The organism is Pseudacidovorax sp. 1753 (assembly GCF_040544975.1).
GTDB lineage: Bacteria > Pseudomonadota > Gammaproteobacteria > Burkholderiales > Burkholderiaceae_C > Xenophilus.
In genome coordinates this window covers 1-19,728 of the sequence record NZ_JBEPKY010000004.1, presented here as the reverse complement: position 1 = coordinate 19,728, position 19,728 = coordinate 1, and the positions used below count along the sequence as shown (strand labels likewise).

Here is a 19,728-nt window from a genome sequence, read left to right as displayed (position 1 = left end):
GCCCTCAGCCCGCCTTGCCCAGCACCACAGGCTTCGTCCGCCAGATGTCGTGCGCGTATTCGGCGATGGTGCGGTCCGATGAGAACACGCCCATGCCCGCCACGTTCAGGATGGCCTTGCGCGCCCAGGCGTCGGCGTCGCGGTAGAGCGCATCCACTTCGGCCTGCTTGGCCACATAGGCGGCATAGTCGGCCAGCAGCAGGTAGTGATCGCCCCAGTTCACCAGCGTGTCGAACAGGCCCTGGTAGCGGCCCGGCTCGCCGGGCGAGAAGGCGCCCGACTGGATCGCGTCCAGCGTGCGCTTGAGCTCGGCATCGCCTTCGTAGAACTCGCGCGGCCGGTAGCCCTTGGCGCGGATCTCGGCCACCTGCGGCGTGGTGTTGCCGAAGATGAAGATGTTGTCGTCGCCGACGTTCTCCTTCATCTCCACGTTGGCACCGTCCAGCGTGCCGATGGTCAGCGCGCCGTTGATCGCGAACTTCATGTTGCCGGTTCCCGAAGCCTCGGTGCCGGCGGTGGAGATCTGCTCCGACAGGTCGGCCGCCGGCATGATGATCTCGGCCAGGCTCACGGAGTAGTTGGGCAGGAACACCACCTTCAGCAGCTTGCCCACGCGCTCGTCCGCGTTGATGACCGCGGCCACGTCGTTGATGAGCCGGATCACCTGCTTGGCCGTGAAATAGGCCGAGGCCGCCTTGCCCGCGAAGATCACGACGCGCGGCACATGGTGGCCGTGCGGATCGTCCAGGATGCGGTGGTAGCGCGTGACGACGTGCAGCACATTCAGCAGCTGGCGCTTGTACTCGTGGATGCGCTTGACCTGCACGTCGAACATGGCGTCGGTGTCCACCACCACGCCCATGTGCTGCTCGATCCAGTTGGCCAGGCGCAGCTTGTTCTCGCGCTTGGCATGGCGGAAGGCGCGCACGAAGGTGGGCTGCTCGGCCATGGGCTTGAGGGCTTCGAGCTGCGACAGGTCGCGCCGCCAGCCGCGGCCGATGCGCTTGTCCAGCAGCGCGGCCAGCGGCGGGTTGGCCTGGGCCAGCCAGCGGCGCGGCGTGACGCCGTTGGTCTTGTTGTTGAAGCGCTCCGGGAAGAGCCGCGCGAAGTCCGCGAAGATGGACTGCTTCATCAGCTCCGAATGCAGCGCCGACACGCCGTTGACCGAATGGCTGGCCAGCACCGCCAAGTAGGCCATGCGCACGCGCCGCTCGCCGGATTCGTCCACCAGCGACAGCCGGCGCATCAGGTCCGTGTCCTGGCCCACCTGGGCGGCCACCTCGCCCAGGAAGCGGGCGTTGATGTCGAAGATGATCTGCAGGTGGCGGGGCAGCACGCGGCCGAGCATCTCCACCGGCCAGGTCTCCAGCGCTTCGTGCATCAGCGTGTGGTTGGTGTAGCTGAAGACCTTCTGCGTCTGGGCCCAGGCGTCGTCCCAGCCCACGTCGTATTCGTCCACCAGCAGGCGCATCAGCTCGGGGACGGCCAGCACCGGATGGGTGTCGTTCAGGTGGATGCTGACCTTCTCGTGCAGATGGTCGAAGCCGGTGTGCGTGCGCAGGTAGCGGCGCACCAGATCCTGCACGCTGGCGCTGCAGAAGAAGTACTCCTGGTGCAGGCGCAGCTCCTTGCCCGACAGGGTGGAGTCGTCGGGGTAGAGCACGCGCGAGACGTTCTCGGAGTGGTTCTTGGTCTCCACCGCCTCGAAGTAGTTGCCGCGGTTGAAGGCCGAGAGGTCGATCTCTTCGGTGGCGCGGGCCGACCACAGCCGCAGCGTGTTGGTGGCCTGCGTGCCGTAGCCCGGAATGATGGTGTCGTAGGCGATGGCCAGCACGTCGTGGGTGCCCACCCACTTGGCGGTGCCGTAGGCCTGGCGGCCTTCCACATGGCCGCCGAAGCGCACCCGGTACTTGACCTCCGGCCGCTGGAATTCCCAGGGATTGCCGCGCGTGAGCCAGTAGTCGGGCGTCTCTACCTGCTGGCCGTCGATGATGCGCTGGCGGAACATGCCGTATTCGTAGCGGATGCCGTAGCCCATGCCCGGCACGCCCAGCGTGGCCATGGAATCCAGGAAGCAGGCGGCCAGCCGGCCCAGGCCACCATTGCCCAGCGCCGCATCGGGCTCGCGCTCGGCCAGGGCGCTGACGTCGATGTCGAAGTCGGCCAGCGCGGCCTTGACCGTGTCGTACAGGTCGACGGCCAGCAGGGCGTTGGTGAAGGTGCGGCCGATGAGGAATTCCATCGACAGGTAGTACACGCGCTTGACGTCCTGCGCATAGCTGGCGCGGGTGGTGGCCATCCAGCGCTCGACCAGCTGGTCGCGCACGGCCAGGGCGGTGGCGGCGAGCCAGTCGTCCTGGCTGGCGGCCACCGGGTCCTTGCCGACGGCGTACATGAGCTTGGTCGCCACGGAGCGCTTGAAGGCGGCAACGTCACGATCGGGATGGTCGTATTCGAAGTCGGCTGGAGTCATGGCGTTCTTGAAAGCTTTCGTGGATGGGAAGGGGCCCGGCGCCGAAGGTTCCCCAGCATTTAATGGGCCAGGGCCTCCCGGTAGACCGTGAGATAGTGCTCAGCGGCGGTGCCCCAGTCGGCCGGCCGGCGCATGGCGGTGGCCCGCACGCGGCGCCAGTCGGCGGGTCGCTCGTACAGGGCGAAGGCCCGGCGCAGGGCGCGGGCGTAGTCCTCGCCCTCGAAGCGCTCGAAGACGAAACCGGTGGCCGTGCCCTCGGCCATGTTCTCCAGCGCGCAGTCCACCACCGTGTCGGCCAGGCCGCCCACGCGGTGCACCAGCGGCAGGGCGCCGTAGCGCAGGCCGTACATCTGCGTCAGACCGCAGGGCTCGAAGCGCGAGGGCACCAGCACCACGTCGGCGCCGCCGAAGAGGCGGTGGGCCAGCGGCTCGTCGTAGCCGATGCGCGCAGCGATGCGCTTGGGCTGGACGGCGGCGCGCTCGCGGAAGGCCTGCTCCATCCAGGCGTCGCCGCTGCCCAGCAAGGCCAGCTGGCCGCCGCGTTCGAGCAGCCCGTCGATGCCGCCCAGCACCAGGTGCAGGCCCTTCTGCTCGGTCAGCCGGCTGACCACGATGAACAGCGGCGCGCGCTCGTCCACCGCCAGGCCCAGCTCGTGCTGCAGGGCCGCCTTGCAGCGGGCCTTGCCTGCCATGCGCCGGCCCTCGGGCATGGAAAAGCGCTGCGCCAGGTGGCTGTCGGTGGCGGGGTTCCACACCGTCTCGTCCACCGCATTGAGGATGCCGTGCAGCGCGCCGCTGCGCGCGCGCAGCAGGCCGTCCAGACCGAAGCCCTGCTCGGGCGTCTGGATCTCGCGGGCATAGGTGGGGCTGACGGTGGTGATGCGGTCGGCGTAGAACAGACCGGCCTTCATGAAGGACACGTCGCCGTGGTATTCCAGTCCCTCGACCTGGAAGGCTTCGGGCGGCAGACCCAGCTCGGCGAAGGCCCATCCGCCGAACTGGCCCTGGTAGGCCAGGTTGTGGATGGTGAAGACGCTGCGCACGTCCGCGCCCTGGCCGCGCTGGCGCGCGAAAGCCAGGTAGGCCGGCGCCAGGCCGGCGTGCCAGTCGTGCGCATGCAGCAGCTCGGGGCGCCACAGCGGGTCCAGTCCCTGGGCCAGCAGCGCGGCCGCCCAGCCCAGCATGGCGAAACGGCGGTGGTTGTCGCCGTAGGGCTGCTTGCCTGGGCCTTCGTAGGGGTTGCCCGGCCGGTCGTACAGGGCGGGCGAATCGACCAGGTAGGTGGGCAGCAGCCGGCCGGCGCCGCCGTCGATGTAGCCGAAGCGCAGCAGGGCCGGCTCGCCCCAGGGTGCGTGGAACGGGGCCACTGGCCGGGCATCGGCCACGCCGGCCGCGATGGCGGGAAAGGCGGGCAGCAGCACGCGGGCGTCGGCGCCCGCGGCCGCCAGGGCCAGGGGCAGGGCGCCGGCCACGTCGGCCAGGCCGCCGGTCTTGAGCAGCGGGAACAGCTCCGCGCTCACTTGCAGGATGCGCATCAGGCCGAGCCACCCTTTCCGTAGCTGGCGAGGTTCTCCACCGGCTGCTGCAGACCGAGCCGGCGCAGCATCTCGCGCGTGATCAGCACCACCCCGCCGGCCGTGCGCTCGAAGCGCTCGGCGTCGGCCACCGGGTCCTCGCCCACGATCAGCCCGTCGGGCAGCACGCAGGCGCGGTCGATCACCACCTTGCGCAGCTTGCAGCCGCGGCCGATGGTCACGTCGGGCAGGATCACCGCCTCCTCGATGTCGCAGAAGGAATGCACCCGCACGCCGGAGAACAGCACCGAGTTGCGCACGCCGGAGCCCGAGACGATGCAGCCGCCCGAGACGATGATGTTCACCGCCTGCCCCGGGTTGCCGTCGCGGTCGGGCACGAACTTGGCCGGCGGCAACTGGCGCTGGTAGGTCCAGATCGGCCAGTCGTCGTCGTAGATGTCGAGTTCGGGCGTGATGGAGGCGAGGTCGAGGTTGGCCGACCAAAAGGCGTCGATCGTGCCCACGTCGCGCCAGTAGGGCACGACGCCCTGCACCCGGCTCACGCAGGACATGCCGAAGGGATGCGCCAGCGCCCGGCGCTCGGCCACGGCGCGCGGGATGATGTTCTTGCCGAAGTCGTGCTCCGACTCGGGGTTGTCGGCATCCTCCTCCAGCAGGCGGTAGAGGTACTCGGCGTCGAAGATGTAGATGCCCATGCTGGCCAGCGCCACATCGGGCTTGCCGGGCATCGGGGGCGGGTCGGCCGGCTTCTCGATGAAGGCGGTGACGCGGCGGGATTCGTCCACCGCCATCACGCCGAAGGCGGTGGCCTCCTCGCGCGGCACCTCGATGCAGCCGACGGTGCAGCCGCCGCCGTTGGCCACGTGGTCGCGCAGCATGATGGAGTAGTCCATCTTGTAGATGTGGTCGCCGGCCAGCACCACCACGTAGTCGTGCCGGTGCGAGCGCGAGCGGATGATGTCCGCGTTCTGGTAGACGGCATCGGCCGTGCCGCGGTACCAGTGGTCTTCGCTCACCCGCTGCTGGGCGGGCAGCACCTCGACCATCTCGCCGAACTCGGCGCGCAGGAAGTTCCAGCCGCTCTGCAGGTGGCGCATGAGCGAATGCGACTTGTACTGGGTGACCACCGCCACCCGGCGGATGCCGGAGTTGATGCAGTTGGACAGCGCGAAATCGATGATGCGGAACTTGCCGCCGAAGAAGACGGCCGGCTTGGCGCGGCGGTCGGTCAGCTGCTTGAGCCGCGAGCCCCGGCCGCCGGCCAGGACCAGGGCGATGCTTCGTCGCACCAGCTGATGGGTTTCGAGGGAATGGTCCATCCCGTGAGTCTCCTGTGGGGTCGGTGTCGGTCTTGTGGAAAGCAAAGTCAGCCGTCGTCAGGCCGGCCCGGCCAGCCAGAGCGTGCCGGACGGCACCGTCTCGTGGGTGGACAGGTTGCGCGGCGCGGTGGGTGTCTCGTCGTCGGTGGCCAGGTGCAGGTGCCAGTCGCCAGGAGGTAGCACGAACGGTGCCGGGCCATCCCCGGCGTTGACCAGCAGCAGCCAGTCGCCCTCGCCCGCCTCGCCCTCGAAGCGGACGGCCATGGCGTGGGCCTGGCCGCGTTCCCAGTCGGCGGGCTCCATGGGACGGCCCTCGGGCGCCAGCCAGCGCAGACGGGGTTCGTTCGCGGCCGGCTCGGCGGGCCACCAGCGGGTGCGGCGCAGCGGCGCCGCCCGGCGGCGCAGGGCCGTGAGGCGGGCGGTGAAGTCCACCAGCGCGGCATCGGCGCGGGTCCAGTCGATCCAGGTGGTCTCGTTGTCCTGGCAGTAGGCGTTGTTGTTGCCGCCCTGGCTGTGGCCCAACTCGTCGCCCGCCAGCAGCATGGGCGTGCCCTGGGCGCACATCAGCGCCGCCAGCAGGGTGCGCGCCAGGCGCCGGCGGCGGGCCAGGACGGCCGCGTCGTCGGTGTCGCCCTCCACGCCCTGGTTGTGGCCGAGGTTGTGGGCATGGCCGTCGCGGCCCTGCTCGCCGTTGGCCAGGTTGTGGCGCTCGTTGTAGCTGAGCAGGTCGCGCAGGTTGAAGCCGTCGTGCGCGGTGATGAAGTTGACGCTGGCCGTGGGCGCCCGGCCGTCGTGGTGGAACTCGCCGCTGGAGCCGGCGAGCCGGTGTGCGAACTCGCCGCGGCCGACGGCACGGTGCAACCAGAAGGCGCGCTGCGTGTCGCGGAAGCGGTCGTTCCATTCCAGCCAGCCGGGCGGGAAGGCCCCCAGCTGGTAGCCGCCGGGGCCGATGTCCCAGGGCTCGGCGATCAGCAGCGCCTGCGAGAGCACCGGGTCCTGCAGGCAGGCGGCCAGGAAGGGTGCGCGGGCGTCGAAGCCGCCATCCGTGCCGCGGCCCAGCATGGGCCCCAGGTCGAAGCGGAAGCCGTCCACGCCCAGCTCGGTGACCCAGTGGCGCAGGGCGTCCATGGCCAGCTGCACCACGCGCGGCTCGGAGAAGTCCAGGCAGTTGCCGCAGCCGCTCCAGTTCTCGTAGAAGGCCGGGGCGTCGGCGCGCAGGCGGTAGTAGAGGGCGTTGTCGATGCCGCGCAGCGAGAGCGTCGGGCCCAGCTCGTCGGTCTCCGCGCTGTGGTTGAACACCACGTCGATCACCAGTTCCATGCCGCGCGCATGCACCGCCTCGGCGAGGGCACGGAACTCGGCCACGGGACTGCCGCCTTCGCTGGCATAGCGCGCCTCGGGCGCGAACCAGCCGATTGGGCTGTAGCCCCAGTAATTGGCCAGCCCCAGCTTCTGCAGACGTTCTTCGTCGGCGCGGTGCTGCACGGGCATCAGGCTCAGCGTGGTCACGCCGAGGCGATGCAGATGGTCGAGCACCGCCGGCTGGGCCAGGCCGGCATAGCGGCCGCGGTGCTCCGGCGGCACGGCCGGATGCAGCATGGTGTGGCCCTTGGGGTGCAGCTCGTAGAGCACCCGTTCGCCCGCCGCGATACGCGGCCGCGGCACGGCCAGCGGCGGCAGCGGGGCGGTCACGCGGGCCTTGAGGGCGATGGCGGCGTTGTCGCGCGTGTCGCGCACCTCGGGCTGGCCCGGGACATGGCCCAGGAAGAGGTCTTCGCCCCGGTACTGGCCGACCACCTCGCGCGCATACGGGTCCAGCAGCAGCTTGGCCGGGTTGAAGCGATGGCCTTCGTGCGGCGCCCAGGGGCCGTGCACGCGCCAGCCGTAGACCAGCCCGGCGCGCGCCGCCGGCAGCAGGCCGTGCCAGACGCCGTCGGTGCAGTGCGCGAGCTTCAGACGCTGCTGCTCGTGGCGGCCCTCGGCGTCGAACAGGCACAGCTCCACCGCTTCGGCCCGCGGTGCGACGAGGGCGAAGTTGACGCCGCCGCCGGGCAGGAGCGTGGCGCCGAGGGGATGCGGCCGACCGGCGAGCAGGCTCATGCGAGGGTCCACCACGTCACCGCCAGCGGCGGCACGGCGATCGCCAGGTGCTGGTCCTGGCCGTGCATCGGCTCGGGCACCGTGTTGGCCATCCCGTTGACCACGCCGCTGCCGCCGAAGCGTTCGCTGTCGGTGTTGAGCACCTCGCGCCAGGCGCCGGCCCGGGGCACGCCCACGCGGTAGTCGTGGCGCACCACGGGCGTGAAGTTGGCCACCGCCAGCAGCAGGGCGCCGTCGGGGGCGCGGCGCACGAAGGCGAAGACGGACTGCGCCTCGTCGTCGTGCACCATCCATTCGAAGCCCTGCGGCTCGCAGTCCTGCTCGAACAGGGCCGGAAAGTGGCGGTACAGGCGGTTGAGCTCGCGCACCAGGCGCTGCACGCCCTGGTGCGGCGCGTGGTCGAGCAACTGCCAGTCCAGGCCGCGGTCGTGGCTCCATTCGCGCGTCTGGGCGAACTCGCCACCCATGAACAGCAGCTTCTTGCCCGGATAGGCCCATTGCCAGCCGTACAAAAGCCGCAGCCCGGCAAAGCGCTGCCAGTCGTCGCCGCCGGCCATCTTGTCGATGAGCGGGCCCTTGCCGTGCACCACCTCGTCGTGCGACAGCGGGAGCACGAAGTTCTCGCTGTGGGCGTACATCAGGCCGAAGGTGATCTGCCGGTGCTGGTGGCGGCGGTGCAGCGGATCGGTGTGGGCGTAGGCCAGCGTGTCATTCATCCAGCCCATGTTCCATTTGTAGTGGAAGCCCAGGCCGCCGGCTTCGGGCGGCTGGGTGACGCGGGGGAAGCTGGTCGATTCCTCGGCGAAGGTGACGGCGCCGGGTCGCTCGGTGCCCACCACCTGGTTCATGCGGCGCAGGAAGGCGATGGCTTCCAGGTTCTCGCGGCCCCCGTGTTCGTTGGGCAGCCACTCGCCGTGCGGGCGGCTGTAGTCGCGGTAGAGCATGGAGGCCACCGCGTCCACCCGCAGCCCATCGATGCCGAAGCGCTCCAGCCAGTACAGGGCGTTGCCGACCAGGTAGTTGCAGACCTCGGTGCGCTTCCAGTTGAAGATGAGCGTGTTCCAGTCGCGGTGGAAGCCCTCGCGCCGGTCCTCGTACTCGTAAAGGGCGGTGCCGTCGAAGCGCGCCAGGCCATGCGCGTCGGTGGGAAAGTGCGCCGGCACCCAGTCCAGGATCACGCCCAGCCCGGCGGCATGGGCGGCCTGCACGAAATGGCGAAAGTCCTCCGGCGTGCCGAAGCGCGAGGTCGGCGCATACAGGCCGATGGGCTGGTAGCCCCAGGAGCCGTCGAAGGGATGTTCGCTGACGGGCAGCAGCTCCAGGTGGGTGAAGCCCAGCCCGGCGGCATAGGGCACCAGCGTCTCGGCCAGCTCGCGGTAGCTGAGCCATTCATGGCCGTTCTTGCGGTGCCAGGAGCCCAGGTGCACCTCGTAGATGCTGATGGGCGCGTCGCGCCGGTTGGCGGCAGCGCGCTCGGGCGGCAGCGGCAGGGGCGGCGGCAATTCGCGAACCACGCTGGCGGTGCCGGGCCGCAGGCGGGCGCCGAAGGCGTAGGGGTCGGCCTTGCGCAGCAGCGCCCCGTCCGCGGCCAGGATCTCGAATTCGTAGGCATCGCCCGGCTGCACGTGCGGCGCGAAGATCTCCCACACGCCGCATTCGGGGCGCCGCCGCATCAGGTGGCGGCGACCGTCCCAGGTGTTGAAGTCGCCCACCACCGACACCCGTCGCGCATGCGGCGCCCAGACGGCAAAGGCCACGCCGTGCACGCCGGCCTGGACGCGCGGATGCGCGCCCAGCACCTCGAAGGGCCGCAGGTGCGTGCCTTCGGCCAGCAGCCACACGTCCAGGTCGGACAGCACGGGCCCGAAGCGGTAGGGGTCGTGCAGGCGGGAGGCATGGCCGTCGTCCCACTGCACCTGCAACAGGTAGCCCAGTTCGGCCGGGGCGGCGGGCACCAGGGCGGCGAAGACATCCGAGTCGCCCTGGCGCTGCAGCACCGCCAGCGGATCGCCCGAGGCCGCATGCAGCACCGCCACCTGACGCGCCCCCGGCAGCAGGGCCGCGATGCGCAGCCCGCCGGCCACGCGGTGCGGGCCGAGCACGGCGAAGGGGTCGCCATGCTCGGCCCGCATGAGGGACTGGATTTCGCCGTCGGAAAGCATTCGGAAAAGGGGGAAGGCGAAGAGGACGCCGCAGGGGTTCCAAATGTAGCGAATACCCTGGGCCGTCCGGCGGGACGGGAGGCCAGGGCGGTACCGGTGGTCGCCCGCGCCGCAAGCGAGAAACGGGCCACCCCGTGCGGCCTGCGCCAAGCCCTGATAATCGCCGGTCCCCGGCCCGCCCTGCGCCGGGCGCCTGTGCCAAGCCCATGAATCCCACCTACCAACCGAGTGAAGTCGAGTCCGCCGCCCAGGCCGACTGGACCGCCGCCGATGTCTACCGCGTGACCGAGGTCGCGGGCAAGAAGAAGTACTACGCCTGCTCCATGCTGCCGTACCCCAGCGGCAAGCTGCACATGGGCCATGTGCGCAACTACACCATCAACGACATGCTGGCGCGCTACCTGCGCATGAGCGGCTACAACGTGCTCATGCCCATGGGCTGGGACGCCTTCGGCCTGCCGGCCGAGAACGCGGCGCTCAAGAACGGCGTGCCGCCGGCCAAGTGGACGTACGAGAACATCGCGTACATGAAGGGCCAGCTGCAGGCCATGGGCCTGGCCATCGACTGGAGCCGCGAGGTCGCCACCTGCGACCCCAGCTACTACAAGTGGAACCAGTGGCTGTTCCTGAAGATGCTCGAGAAGGGCATCGCCTACCGCAAGACCCAGGTCGTCAACTGGGACCCGGTGGACCAGACCGTGCTGGCCAACGAGCAGGTGATCGACGGTCGGGGCTGGCGCACCGGCGCCCCGGTCGAGAAGCGCGAGATCCCCGGCTACTACCTCAAGATCACCGACTACGCCGAAGAGCTGCTCGACCACGTCCAGCACAAGCTGCCCGGCTGGCCCGAGCGCGTGCGGCTGATGCAGGAGAACTGGATCGGCAAGAGCAGCGGCGTGCGCTTCGCCTTCACGCACGACATCCGCGGTGCGGACGGTGCGCCGATCCAGGACGGCCGCATGTACGTCTTCACGACGCGGGCCGACACCATCATGGGCGTGACCTTCTGCGCCGTGGCGCCGGAGCACCCGCTGGCCGCGCATGCCGCCGCCAGCAACCCCGAGATCGCCGCCTTCATCGCCGAGTGCAAGGCCGGCGGCGTGACCGAGGCCGAGCTGGCCACGCAGGAGAAGAAGGGCGTGCCCACCGGCCTCACGGTCACGCACCCGATCACCGACGAACAGGTCCCCGTCTGGGTCGGCAACTACGTGCTCATGAGCTACGGCGACGGCGCCGTCATGGGCGTGCCGGCGCATGACGAGCGCGACTTCGCCTTCGCCAACAAGTACGGCATCCCGATCGTGCAGGTGGTGCTGGTGGACGACGAGCCGCACTTCGACTTCCACAAGTGGCAGGACTGGTATGCCGACAAGGAGCGCGGCGTCACCATCAACTCCGACAACTTCAGCGGCATGCGCCACCAGGAGGCGGTGGACGCCGTGGCGCACGCGCTGGAGGAAAAGGGCCTGGGCGCCAAGAAGACCACCTGGCGCCTGCGCGACTGGGGCATCAGCCGCCAGCGCTACTGGGGCACGCCGATCCCCATCATCCACTGCCCCGACTGCGGCCCGGTGCCCGTGCCCGAGCAGGACCTGCCCGTGGTGCTGCCCACCGACTGCGTGCCCGACGGCAGCGGCAATCCGCTGAACAAGCGCGAGGACTTCCTCGCCTGCACCTGTCCCACCTGCGGCAAGCCGGCCCGCCGCGAGACGGACACGATGGACACCTTCGTGGACAGCTCGTGGTACTTCATGCGCTACTGCGACCCGGCCAACGACCAGGCCATGGTGGCCGACGGCGCCCGCTACTGGATGCGGGGCCAGGGCAATGCCGCTGGCGGCAGCGGCATGGACCAGTACATCGGCGGCATCGAGCACGCCATCCTGCACCTGCTGTACGCGCGCTTCTGGACCAAGGTGATGCGCGACCTGGGCCTGGTGACGATCGACGAGCCCTTCACCCGCCTGCTCACGCAGGGCATGGTGCTCAACCACATCTATTTCAAGCGCAACGCCAAGGGCGGCAAGGACTACTTCCCGCCCTCCGAGGTCACGCCCACGCTGGACGCGCAGGGCCGCATCACCGGCGGCACCACGGCCGACGGCACGGTGGTCGAGTACGGCGGCGTCGGCAAGATGGGCAAGAGCGAGCGCAACGGCGTCGATCCGCAGGAGCTGATCGAGAAGTACGGCGCCGACACCGCGCGCCTGTACACCATGTTCACCGCGCCGCCCGAGGCCACCCTGGAGTGGAACGACGCGGCGGTGGAAGGCAGCTTCCGCTTCTTGCGCCGCGTGTGGAACTTCGGCCAGGCGCTGGCCGCGATGCCCGCCGCCGATGGCGCCGCGCCCGGCAAGGCCGCCAAGGCCCTGCGCCGTGAGGTGCACACCGTGCTGCGCCAGGTCGACTACGACTACCAGCGCATGCAGTACAACACCGTCGTCTCCGGCGCGATGAAGCTGCTCAACGCGCTCGAAGGTTTCAAGGCCGAGGGCGAGGAAGGCGGCGTGGCCGCGCTGCGCGAAGGCTTCGGCATCCTGCTGCGGGTGCTCTACCCGGTCGCGCCGCACCTGACGCACCAGCTGTGGAAGCAGCTCGGCTACGCGGATGCGCAGGGCGTGCTGCTCGATGCGCCCTGGCCCGTGGTCGACGAAAGCGCCCTGGCGCAGGACGAGGTCGAACTCATGCTGCAGATCAATGGCAAGCTGCGCGGCGCCGTGGTGGTGCCGGCCAGCGCCGACAAGGCCGAGATCGAGGCCCTGGCCGTGGCCAGCGAGGCCTTCACCAAGCATGCGAACGGCCAGGCCGTGAAGCGTGTGATCGTGGTGCCGGGTCGCCTGGTCAACGTGGTGGTGGCATGACGACGGGCGCGCGCCTTGCCGGGCGGCCGTCGGACACGGCGCAGCGCGTCTCGCGCCGCGGCCTGCTGGCGGGTGCGGCCATGCTGCCCGTGGCCGCGCTGCTGGGCGGCTGCGGCTTCCGGCTGCGCGGGGCCGCGCAGTTTCCCTTCCGCTCCATCGCCGTGACCGGCGTACCGGGCGTGGCCGCCGAGCTGCGCCGCGCCTTGCGCGGCCAGGGCGACCTGAAGGTGCTGGCCAACACCGACCCGGTGGCCGAGGCCGAGGCCATCTGTGAGCTCAGCGACGAGTCCCGCAACAGCGCCATCCTGTCGACCAATTCCACGGGCCAGGCCCGCGACCTGTCGATCACGCTGCAGATCAGCTACCGGCTGCGCACCAAGGACGGCCGCGAGCTGATCCCCAAGACCTCGATCACGCTGTCGCGCGACATCAGCTACAACGAGAACACCGTGCTGGCCAAGGAAGCGGAACAGAACTTCCTGTACCGCGACATGATGCAGGACATGGCCCAGCAGCTGGTGCGCCGCCTGGCGGCGGCCAAGCCGCCCGCCGCGTCCTGAGTCCGTCGTCCCGATGCAACTGGCCGCCGCCCAGCTCGACGCGCACCTGGCCAAGGGCCTGCGCACCCTCTACACCGTGCACGGCGACGAGCCGCTGCTGGTGCAGGAGGCGGCCGACGCCATCCGCACGGCGGGCCGCGCGGCCGGCTACACCGAGCGCAGCAGCTTCACCGTGGCCGGCGCCCACTTCGACTGGAGCAGCGTGCTGGCCGCGGGCGGCTCGCTCAGCCTCTTCGCCGACCGGCAGCTGATCGAGATCCGCATCCCGTCGGGCAAGCCCGGCAAGGACGGCAGCACCGCCCTGCAGCAGATCGCCGAGGGGGCCTCGGCCAGCGACGGCACGCTCACGCTGGTCTTCCTGCCGCGGCTGGACAAGATGACCAAGAGCGGGGCCTGGTTCGGTGCCCTGGAGTCGCACGGCGTCACGCTGCAGGTCGACCCGGTCGAACGCGGCGCCCTGCCGCAGTGGATCGCCCAGCGCCTGGCGCGCCAGGGCCAGCGCGTGAAGGCCGGCGAGGAGGGCCAGCGCACGCTGCAGTTCTTCGCCGACCGGGTGGAAGGCAACCTGCTCGCCGCCCATCAGGAGATCCAGAAGCTCGCCCTGCTGCACCCGCCGGGTGAGCTGGGCTGGGAACAGGTCGAGGCCGCCGTCAACAACGTGGCCCGCTACGACGTGTTCAAGCTGTCGGACGCAGTGCTCTCGGGCAACGCCCCGCGCGTGGCCCGCATGCTCAGCGGCCTGCAGGCCGAGGGCGAGGCGGCGGTGCTGGTGCACTACACGCTGGCCGAGGACATCCGCGCCCTCAAGCGCGTGCGCGACGCCATGGAGGCGGGCCGTCCGCTGCCCATGGCCCTGCGCGAGAACCGCATCTGGGGCCCGCGCGAGCGCGCCTTCGAGCGCGTGCTGCCGCGCCTCACGCCGCGCGCGCTGGCCCGCCTGCTGCGCGCCGCGCATGTTACCGACGGCATCGTCAAGGGCCTCAAGCAGCCCGACTGGCCCGCCGACCCCTGGCAGGCGCTGCAGCGGCTGGGGCTGATGACGGCGAAGCTGTGCGCGTGAGCGCTGCAGAAGACGCCCCCATCGCCATCGTCGGCGCCATGCACGAGGAGCTGGCGGCCCTGCTTGCCGCCATGCCCGACGAACAGGCCGAGACGGTCGCCGGCCGCCAGTTCTGGCGCGGCCACCTGGAGGGCCGGCCCGTGGTCGTGGTGCTCTCGCGCATCGGCAAGGTCGCCGCCGCCACCACGGCCGCCGTGCTGCTGGCGCGCTACGGCGTGCGGGCCGTGCTCTTCACCGGCGTGGCCGGCGGCCTGGGCGACGGCGTGGCCGTGGGCGACGTGGTGGTGGCGCGCGAGCTGCTGCAGCACGACATGGACGCCTCGCCGCTCTTTCCGCGCCACGAGGTGCCGCTGACCGGCATCGCCCGTTTTGCGGCCGACGCCGCGCTGGCCGACGCCGTGGCCGCCGCGACGCAGGAAGTGCTGGCCGCGTTGCCCACGCACCTGCCGGCCGAGGTGCAGGCCGAGTTCGCGCTGACGCAGGCGCGGCTGCACCGCGGCCTGATCGTGAGCGGCGACCGCTTCGTCGCCACGGCGGCCGAAAGTGCCGCGTTGCGCGCTGACCTGCCCGACGCGCTGGCCGTGGAGATGGAAGGCGCCGCCGTCGCCCAGGTCTGCCACGACTGGGGCGTGCCCTTCGCGGCCGTGCGCACCATCTCCGACCGGGCCGACGACGCGGCCCACGCGGACTTCGGCCGCTTCGTCGCACGTGTCGCCAGCCCCTTCAGCGCGGCCATCGTGCGGCGGGCGCTCGCCAGGCTCTGACCGCGCCGGACGGACGCGGCTCAGCGGCCGTCCTACACCGAGGAAAGACGCGTTCCGCTTGGCCACGGCCTGGCGACCGATAGGCTGCATTCGAGTGGACGGCTTGCACGTCCCGGCCCTGCTGGCACCGCGGGGGTCGGGCGGCTTCCGTCCGCTCCTTCTTTCCGCACCTCCGCGCTCGTCTTCCCTTTCCGTCGAAGGAACCGGCACCATGCCCCGCTTCTCGCCCTCCACTTCCTCGCCCCGTCCGCTGCGCCGCGCCGGCGTGCCCCTGGCCCTGGCGGCCGGCTCCGTGCTGCTGCCCCTGTCCGCCCTGGCCCAACAGCAGACCGCGATGGCCACCGATCCGGCCCTGCGCCCGACCGTCTCGCCCGCGCTGGACCGCATCAGCCTGTCGGTCGGCGCCTTCTATGCCGAGCCCAAGGTCAGCGCGACCGTGGGCAATTCCTTCGCTTCCTTCAATACCGGCGACGTGACCGCCGACCGCAAGGCGCTGCCGCGCATCGCCGGCGAGATCCTGCTCGGCGACAACCACGGCATCTCCTTCGAGGCCTTCCGCTACAGCCAGAACTACGCCAACGCCGGCACCGCGGGCTACACAAGTGGCCCCTTCGGCGTCACTGGCACGGCCGGCCTGAACCTGAACTTCGACCTGGACGTGGCCCGCCTGGGCTACCGCTACTGGTTCGGCTCGGGCAACACGGTGTTCGGCATCGGCGCCGGCATCGGTTACTACAAGGTCAAGCTGGAGACCAATGCCTTCGCCGCAGCCAGCGCCAATCTGCCCAGCCTGGGCTTCTACGGCACCAGCGGCAACTACAGCCGCCAGGACAGCGACGACGCCGTGGCGCCCATGCTGGAAGTGGGCGTGCGGCATGCCATCTCGCCCGACCTGCGCCTGTTCTTCGATGCCTCGGGCATCCGCAAGGGCGGCAGCAGCGGCGTGCACGGCAGCATCTACAACGCGCAGCTGGGTGCGGAATGGTTCCCGTGGCGCAACGTGGGCGTGTCGCTGGCTTATGCCGTCACCGACGTGGACCTGAAGCGCGACGACCCCGGCCTGCAGGGGCTGCGCATCAAGTTCCAGGGCCCGGTCGCGGCGGTCAAGGCCCGCTTCTGATCGGGCGCGGCGGCGGCTCCACAAGGCGCCGCCGCCTTTCGCCGGCCTGCCTCAGGCGGGCAGGCGCAGTTCGCGCGCGGCCTCGGCCGCGATCTCGTACGAGCGCAGCCGTGCGGCATGGTCGTAGATGCCGCTGGCGACGATCACTTCCTGCACGCCGGTGCGGTCCATGAAGTCCTGCAGGCCGGCGCGCACCGTCTCCTTGGTGCCGATGGCGGCGCAGGAGAGCACGCTGTCGAGCAGCATGTTCTCGGACGGGCCGATGCGCTCGCGGTAGCCCGTCACCGGCGGCGGCAGGCGGCCCGGCCGGCCGCTACGCAGGTTGACGAAGGACTGCTGCCACGAACTGGCCAGCAGATGGGCCTGGGCCTCGTCGTCCGCTGCAAAGATGTTGAAGCCGGCCATGGCGTAGGGTTTGGCCAGCTGGGCGGAGGGCTTGAAGGTCTCGCGGTAGATGCGCAACGCCGGCATCAGCTGCTGCGGCGCGAAGTGCGAGGCGAAGGCATAGGGCAGGCCCAGGTGCGCCGCCAGTTGCGCACCGAAGGTGCTGCTGCCCAGGATCCACACGGGCACCTGCAGACCGCGGCCGGGCACCGCCAGCACGGGCTGGCGCGGCTCGGGGCTCATGAAATCCATCAGTTCCAGCACGTCCTGCGGAAACTGGTCGGCATCGCTGGCCAGGTCGCGCCGCAGCGCACGCGAGGTGCGCTGGTCCGATCCGGGGGCGCGGCCCAGGCCCAGGTCGATGCGGCCGGGGTACAGCGACTCCAGCGTGCCGAACTGCTCGGCGATGACCAGCGGTGAATGGTTGGGCAGCATCACGCCGCCGGCACCGATGCGGATCGACCGGGTGCCGGCGCCGATGTAGGCCAGCAGGGTGGAGGTGGCCGCGCTGGCGATGCCCGGCATGCCATGGTGCTCGGCCAGCCAGTAGCGGCGAAAGCCCAGCGCCTCGCCATGCTGGGCGAGCGAGAGCGAGTGGCGGAAAGACTGTCCCGCATCGCCGTCGTCGCGGATCGGGGACAGGTCGAGGATGGACAGGGGCAACTGCTGCGAATCGGACATGGCGCCGATCATGAACCGATCGGATTGATCCTGCCGGCGTGGGCCCTTGCGCGCCGGAGGCCGACGCACCGGCCCGTCGTGGGGGCTTGGCACGGCTTCTTACAATCTGCCGTTTTTCGCCATAGCAAGCTGTGCGTTCCTGTGGGGAAAGCGCTGCCAGCCAGCCCTTTCATTCCTGCCCCAGGAGCATTGCATGCCTGCTTGCCGCCGGTCGCGTTCGGCCGTCCCTTCTTCTTTCTCCTCCCCGCGCCTCCCGCTGCGTCCGCTGGCCCTGGCCGCGTTCGCGCTGGGTGCGTTGCCCGCCTGGTCGCAGACGACCGCGGAGACCGCGGAACCGGCCGCCGAAGCCCCCGAGGCGCCTGCCGCGCGGCGGTCGCTCCAGAAGTCGCTCGATGCGGTCACGGTGCAGGGTGCGCGCGAAAGTGCCACCACCCGCCTGCCGCTCACGGCCCGCGAGACGCCGCAGTCCGTCACCAGCGTCACCCGCGAGCAGATCGAGCGCCAGTCGCTCACCAGCATCGACGCCGTGCTGCGCAACGTGAACGGCGTGGCCGTGAGCTTCTACGACACGCAGCGCCCGCTGTACTTTGCGCGCGGCTTCCAGATCACCGACTTCCAGATCGATGGCCTGCCCAGCTACAGCAGCACGACCAACCAGGAGTTCGACACCGCGCTGTACGAGCGCATCGACGTCGTGCGCGGCGCCAATGGCATCCTGACCGGCGTGGGCACGCCCTCGGCCACGGTGAGCCTGACGCGCAAGCGGCCGCAGCGGCAGTTTGCGGGCTCGGTGTCGCTGTCGGCCGGCTCGTGGGACTTCAAGCGCGCCGAGCTGGACCTGAACGTGCCCCTCAATGCCGACGGCAGCGTGCGCAGCCGCTTCGTCATCGCGCCGCAGAAGAGGGACTCCTTCCGCGACCGCTACTCGGAGGACAAGAACGCCATGCTGGCCGTGGTGGAGGCCGACCTGGGCAGCAGCACCGTGGCCTCCATCGGCTACCAGCGGCAGAAGAACGACCCCAAGGCGCCCATCTGGGGAACGATCCCGCGCTTTGCCACGGACGGCGGCAAGATCGACCTGCCGGTCTCCACCAGCTTCTCGCCCTCGTGGACGCGCTGGAGCCGCGAGTCGGAGACGCTGTACGCCAACCTGGAGCACCAGTTCAACGACGACTGGAGCCTGCGCGCGAGCATTGCCCGCACCGAGGGCGAGACCTTCAGCCTGCGGACCTATGGTTACGGACGCACCACCTTGTCGGCGCCCTTCATCAACCGCCTGACCGGTGCCGGCATCACGCTGTACGGGTCCGTGGGCGGCGGCACCGAGACGCAGAACGCCATCGACACCTACCTCTCGGGCAAGCTGCACATCGGCGGCCGCACGCACGACGTGGTGCTGGGCATTGCCGACTACCACACGGTGACGCGCACCGATGGCTACACCTCGCTGTCCAGCTGGCGCTACGACATCCCCAACATCTACGCCTGGAACGGCTACGCGCCGCAGCCCTACTACCGCAAGACGGGCGCCTGGAACGAGCAGACCACCGACCAGACCGGCCTGTATGCGTCGGGCCGCTGGCGGCTGACCGATGCGCTGTCGCTCATGACCGGCGTGCGCCTGACCAACTGGGAGCGTGCGACCAGCAGCTTCAACACGGCGGGTCAGTACGTGAGCACTACCGGCGTGCAGAAGGTGGAGCGCAAGAGCACGCCCTTCGTGGGCCTGATGTACGACGTCACGCCGGATGCGTCGATCTATGCCAGCTACGGCCGCATCTTCAACCCGCAGAACTACCGCGACGCCAACAACAACCCGCTGGCGCCGGTGACGGGCAGCAATGCGGAGATCGGCATCAAGGGCAACCTGCTGGACGGTCGCCTCACGGGCAACTTCGCGATCTACGAGACCAAGCAGGACAACTTCGGTGTGCGCGACTCCAGCGTGCCGGCCGGCACGCTGCCCGATAACAGCTCGGCCTACCGGGCGGTGGACGGCACGCGCTCGTACGGCTTCGAGGCCGAACTGGCCGGCTTCGTGACACCGCGCTGGCGTGTGAGTGCGGGCCTGACGCGCACGAAGGTGGAGCGCAACGCGAGCGACCTGATCTACGCGAACTTCCCCGAGTACCTGCTGCAGCTGTCGACCGACTACCAGCTGAGCGGTGCATTGGCGCCGTTGTCGGTGGGCGGTGGGCTGCAGTGGCAGACCAAGATCGAGGGCTTCAACATTCCGCATCCGATCCTGGGCACGGTGACGGTGACCGATCCGCCGGTGGCGGTGCTGAACCTGCGAGCGACGTGGAAGTTCAACGAGCGGCTGAGCGCGACGCTGAACATCAACAACGCGACGAACAAGAAGTACTGGGCCAACCTGGACTACGCCAATTACGCCGATCCGCGCAACATCATGCTGACCTTGCGGGCGAAGTTCTGAGGGCTTGTTACTGTGGGCTGAGCTGACGGTTGCTTGGGCCTGGGGTGTTTTGCTGCTGCGCCCGGTGGCGGTGATAGTGGTTTGCGGTTTGCGGTTTGCGGTCCGCAGTCGGTAGTCGGTAGTCGGTAGTCGGTAGTCGCGGTCGATGGTCCGGCCCTGGCGCCGGTGAGGGCGTGGCGGCGCTTCAAGTGGGGCGGTCGGCGCTGCGCGCCGACTCCCCTCCGGTGCTCGGACAGACGGGCCGCGGCAGAACTCGCTACGCGCTTCGCGCT

Annotated in this window: 12 protein-coding genes; 6 read left to right on the top strand and 6 right to left on the bottom strand. The window is 70.1% G+C overall.

Annotation, left to right across the window (positions count from 1 at the left end):
* Window positions 1–4: 4 nt before the first annotated feature.
* From ABIC63_RS05905 to glgB, 5 genes are read right to left on the bottom strand one after another with little or no spacing between them, the layout of a single operon-like run.
* On the bottom strand, window positions 5–2,473 hold the full coding sequence (locus ABIC63_RS05905) for a glycogen/starch/alpha-glucan phosphorylase (RefSeq protein WP_354319049.1): 2,469 nt from the start codon (window positions 2,471–2,473) through the stop codon (window positions 5–7).
* Between the two features lie 59 nt (window positions 2,474–2,532).
* On the bottom strand, window positions 2,533–4,008 hold the full coding sequence (gene glgA, locus ABIC63_RS05900) for a glycogen synthase GlgA (RefSeq protein ID WP_354319048.1): 1,476 nt from the start codon (window positions 4,006–4,008) through the stop codon (window positions 2,533–2,535).
* Window positions 4,008–5,327, bottom strand: a complete 1,320-nt coding sequence (gene glgC, locus ABIC63_RS05895; protein WP_354319047.1) for a glucose-1-phosphate adenylyltransferase — start codon at window positions 5,325–5,327, stop codon at window positions 4,008–4,010. The genes glgA and glgC overlap by 1 nt, the downstream gene beginning before the upstream one ends.
* Before the next feature lie 57 nt (window positions 5,328–5,384).
* Window positions 5,385–7,427 (bottom strand): glycogen debranching protein GlgX, encoded by a 2,043-nt coding sequence (gene glgX / locus ABIC63_RS05890; RefSeq protein WP_354319046.1) that lies wholly within the window; start codon window positions 7,425–7,427, stop codon window positions 5,385–5,387.
* On the bottom strand, window positions 7,424–9,589 hold the full coding sequence (gene glgB, locus ABIC63_RS05885; RefSeq protein ID WP_354319045.1) for a 1,4-alpha-glucan branching protein GlgB: 2,166 nt from the start codon (window positions 9,587–9,589) through the stop codon (window positions 7,424–7,426). Before glgB ends, glgX begins: the two co-directional genes overlap by 4 nt.
* A gap of 206 nt (window positions 9,590–9,795) precedes the next feature.
* On the opposite strand from glgB, the gene leuS reads away from it, so the two are divergent.
* The 5 genes from leuS (at window position 9,796) to ABIC63_RS05860 (ending at window position 15,954) form a co-directional block, all read left to right on the top strand.
* Entirely contained in the window at window positions 9,796–12,450 is a 2,655-nt protein-coding gene (gene leuS / locus ABIC63_RS05880) for a leucine--tRNA ligase (RefSeq protein WP_354319044.1), read from the top strand.
* Entirely contained in the window at window positions 12,447–13,010 is a 564-nt protein-coding gene (locus ABIC63_RS05875) for an LPS-assembly lipoprotein LptE (RefSeq protein ID WP_234193695.1), read from the top strand. Before leuS ends, ABIC63_RS05875 begins: the two co-directional genes overlap by 4 nt.
* 13 nt (window positions 13,011–13,023) lie before the next feature.
* Window positions 13,024–14,070, top strand: coding sequence for a DNA polymerase III subunit delta (gene holA / locus ABIC63_RS05870; protein ID WP_294366386.1), 1,047 nt, complete (start codon window positions 13,024–13,026; stop codon window positions 14,068–14,070).
* Between the two features lie 38 nt (window positions 14,071–14,108).
* A complete protein-coding gene (locus ABIC63_RS05865) occupies window positions 14,109–14,834 on the top strand; it encodes a 5'-methylthioadenosine/adenosylhomocysteine nucleosidase (RefSeq protein ID WP_502935853.1) in 726 nt (241 codons plus the stop codon).
* A gap of 211 nt (window positions 14,835–15,045) precedes the next feature.
* Entirely contained in the window at window positions 15,046–15,954 is a 909-nt protein-coding gene (locus ABIC63_RS05860; RefSeq protein WP_294366391.1) for a hypothetical protein, read from the top strand.
* A gap of 51 nt (window positions 15,955–16,005) precedes the next feature.
* Here ABIC63_RS05860 and ABIC63_RS05855 read toward each other — a convergent pair whose 3' ends face one another.
* Window positions 16,006–17,019, bottom strand: coding sequence for an LLM class flavin-dependent oxidoreductase (locus tag ABIC63_RS05855; protein WP_354319042.1), 1,014 nt, complete (start codon window positions 17,017–17,019; stop codon window positions 16,006–16,008).
* Between the two features lie 193 nt (window positions 17,020–17,212).
* Here ABIC63_RS05855 and ABIC63_RS05850 point away from each other — a divergent pair, with 193 nt between their 5' ends.
* Window positions 17,213–19,456, top strand: a complete 2,244-nt coding sequence (locus ABIC63_RS05850; protein ID WP_354319041.1) for a TonB-dependent siderophore receptor — start codon at window positions 17,213–17,215, stop codon at window positions 19,454–19,456.
* The last annotated feature ends 272 nt before the right edge of the window (window positions 19,457–19,728 follow it).

Coding starts and splice junctions, on each gene's coding strand:
- ABIC63_RS05865 (WP_502935853.1), top strand. CDS start 14,109: ATGCACGAGGAGCTGGCGGCCCTGCTTGCCGCCATGCCCGACGAACAG.
- ABIC63_RS05875 (WP_234193695.1), top strand. CDS start 12,447: ATGACGACGGGCGCGCGCCTTGCCGGGCGGCCGTCGGACACGGCGCAG.
- ABIC63_RS05860 (WP_294366391.1), top strand. CDS start 15,046: ATGCCCCGCTTCTCGCCCTCCACTTCCTCGCCCCGTCCGCTGCGCCGC.
- leuS (WP_354319044.1), top strand. CDS start 9,796: ATGAATCCCACCTACCAACCGAGTGAAGTCGAGTCCGCCGCCCAGGCC.
- glgC (WP_354319047.1), bottom strand. CDS start 5,327: ATGGACCATTCCCTCGAAACCCATCAGCTGGTGCGACGAAGCATCGCC.
- ABIC63_RS05905 (WP_354319049.1), bottom strand. CDS start 2,473: ATGACTCCAGCCGACTTCGAATACGACCATCCCGATCGTGACGTTGCC.
- glgA (WP_354319048.1), bottom strand. CDS start 4,008: ATGCGCATCCTGCAAGTGAGCGCGGAGCTGTTCCCGCTGCTCAAGACC.
- ABIC63_RS05850 (WP_354319041.1), top strand. CDS start 17,213: ATGCCTGCTTGCCGCCGGTCGCGTTCGGCCGTCCCTTCTTCTTTCTCC.
- ABIC63_RS05855 (WP_354319042.1), bottom strand. CDS start 17,019: ATGTCCGATTCGCAGCAGTTGCCCCTGTCCATCCTCGACCTGTCCCCG.
- holA (WP_294366386.1), top strand. CDS start 13,024: ATGCAACTGGCCGCCGCCCAGCTCGACGCGCACCTGGCCAAGGGCCTG.
- glgX (WP_354319046.1), bottom strand. CDS start 7,427: ATGAGCCTGCTCGCCGGTCGGCCGCATCCCCTCGGCGCCACGCTCCTG.
- glgB (WP_354319045.1), bottom strand. CDS start 9,589: ATGCTTTCCGACGGCGAAATCCAGTCCCTCATGCGGGCCGAGCATGGC.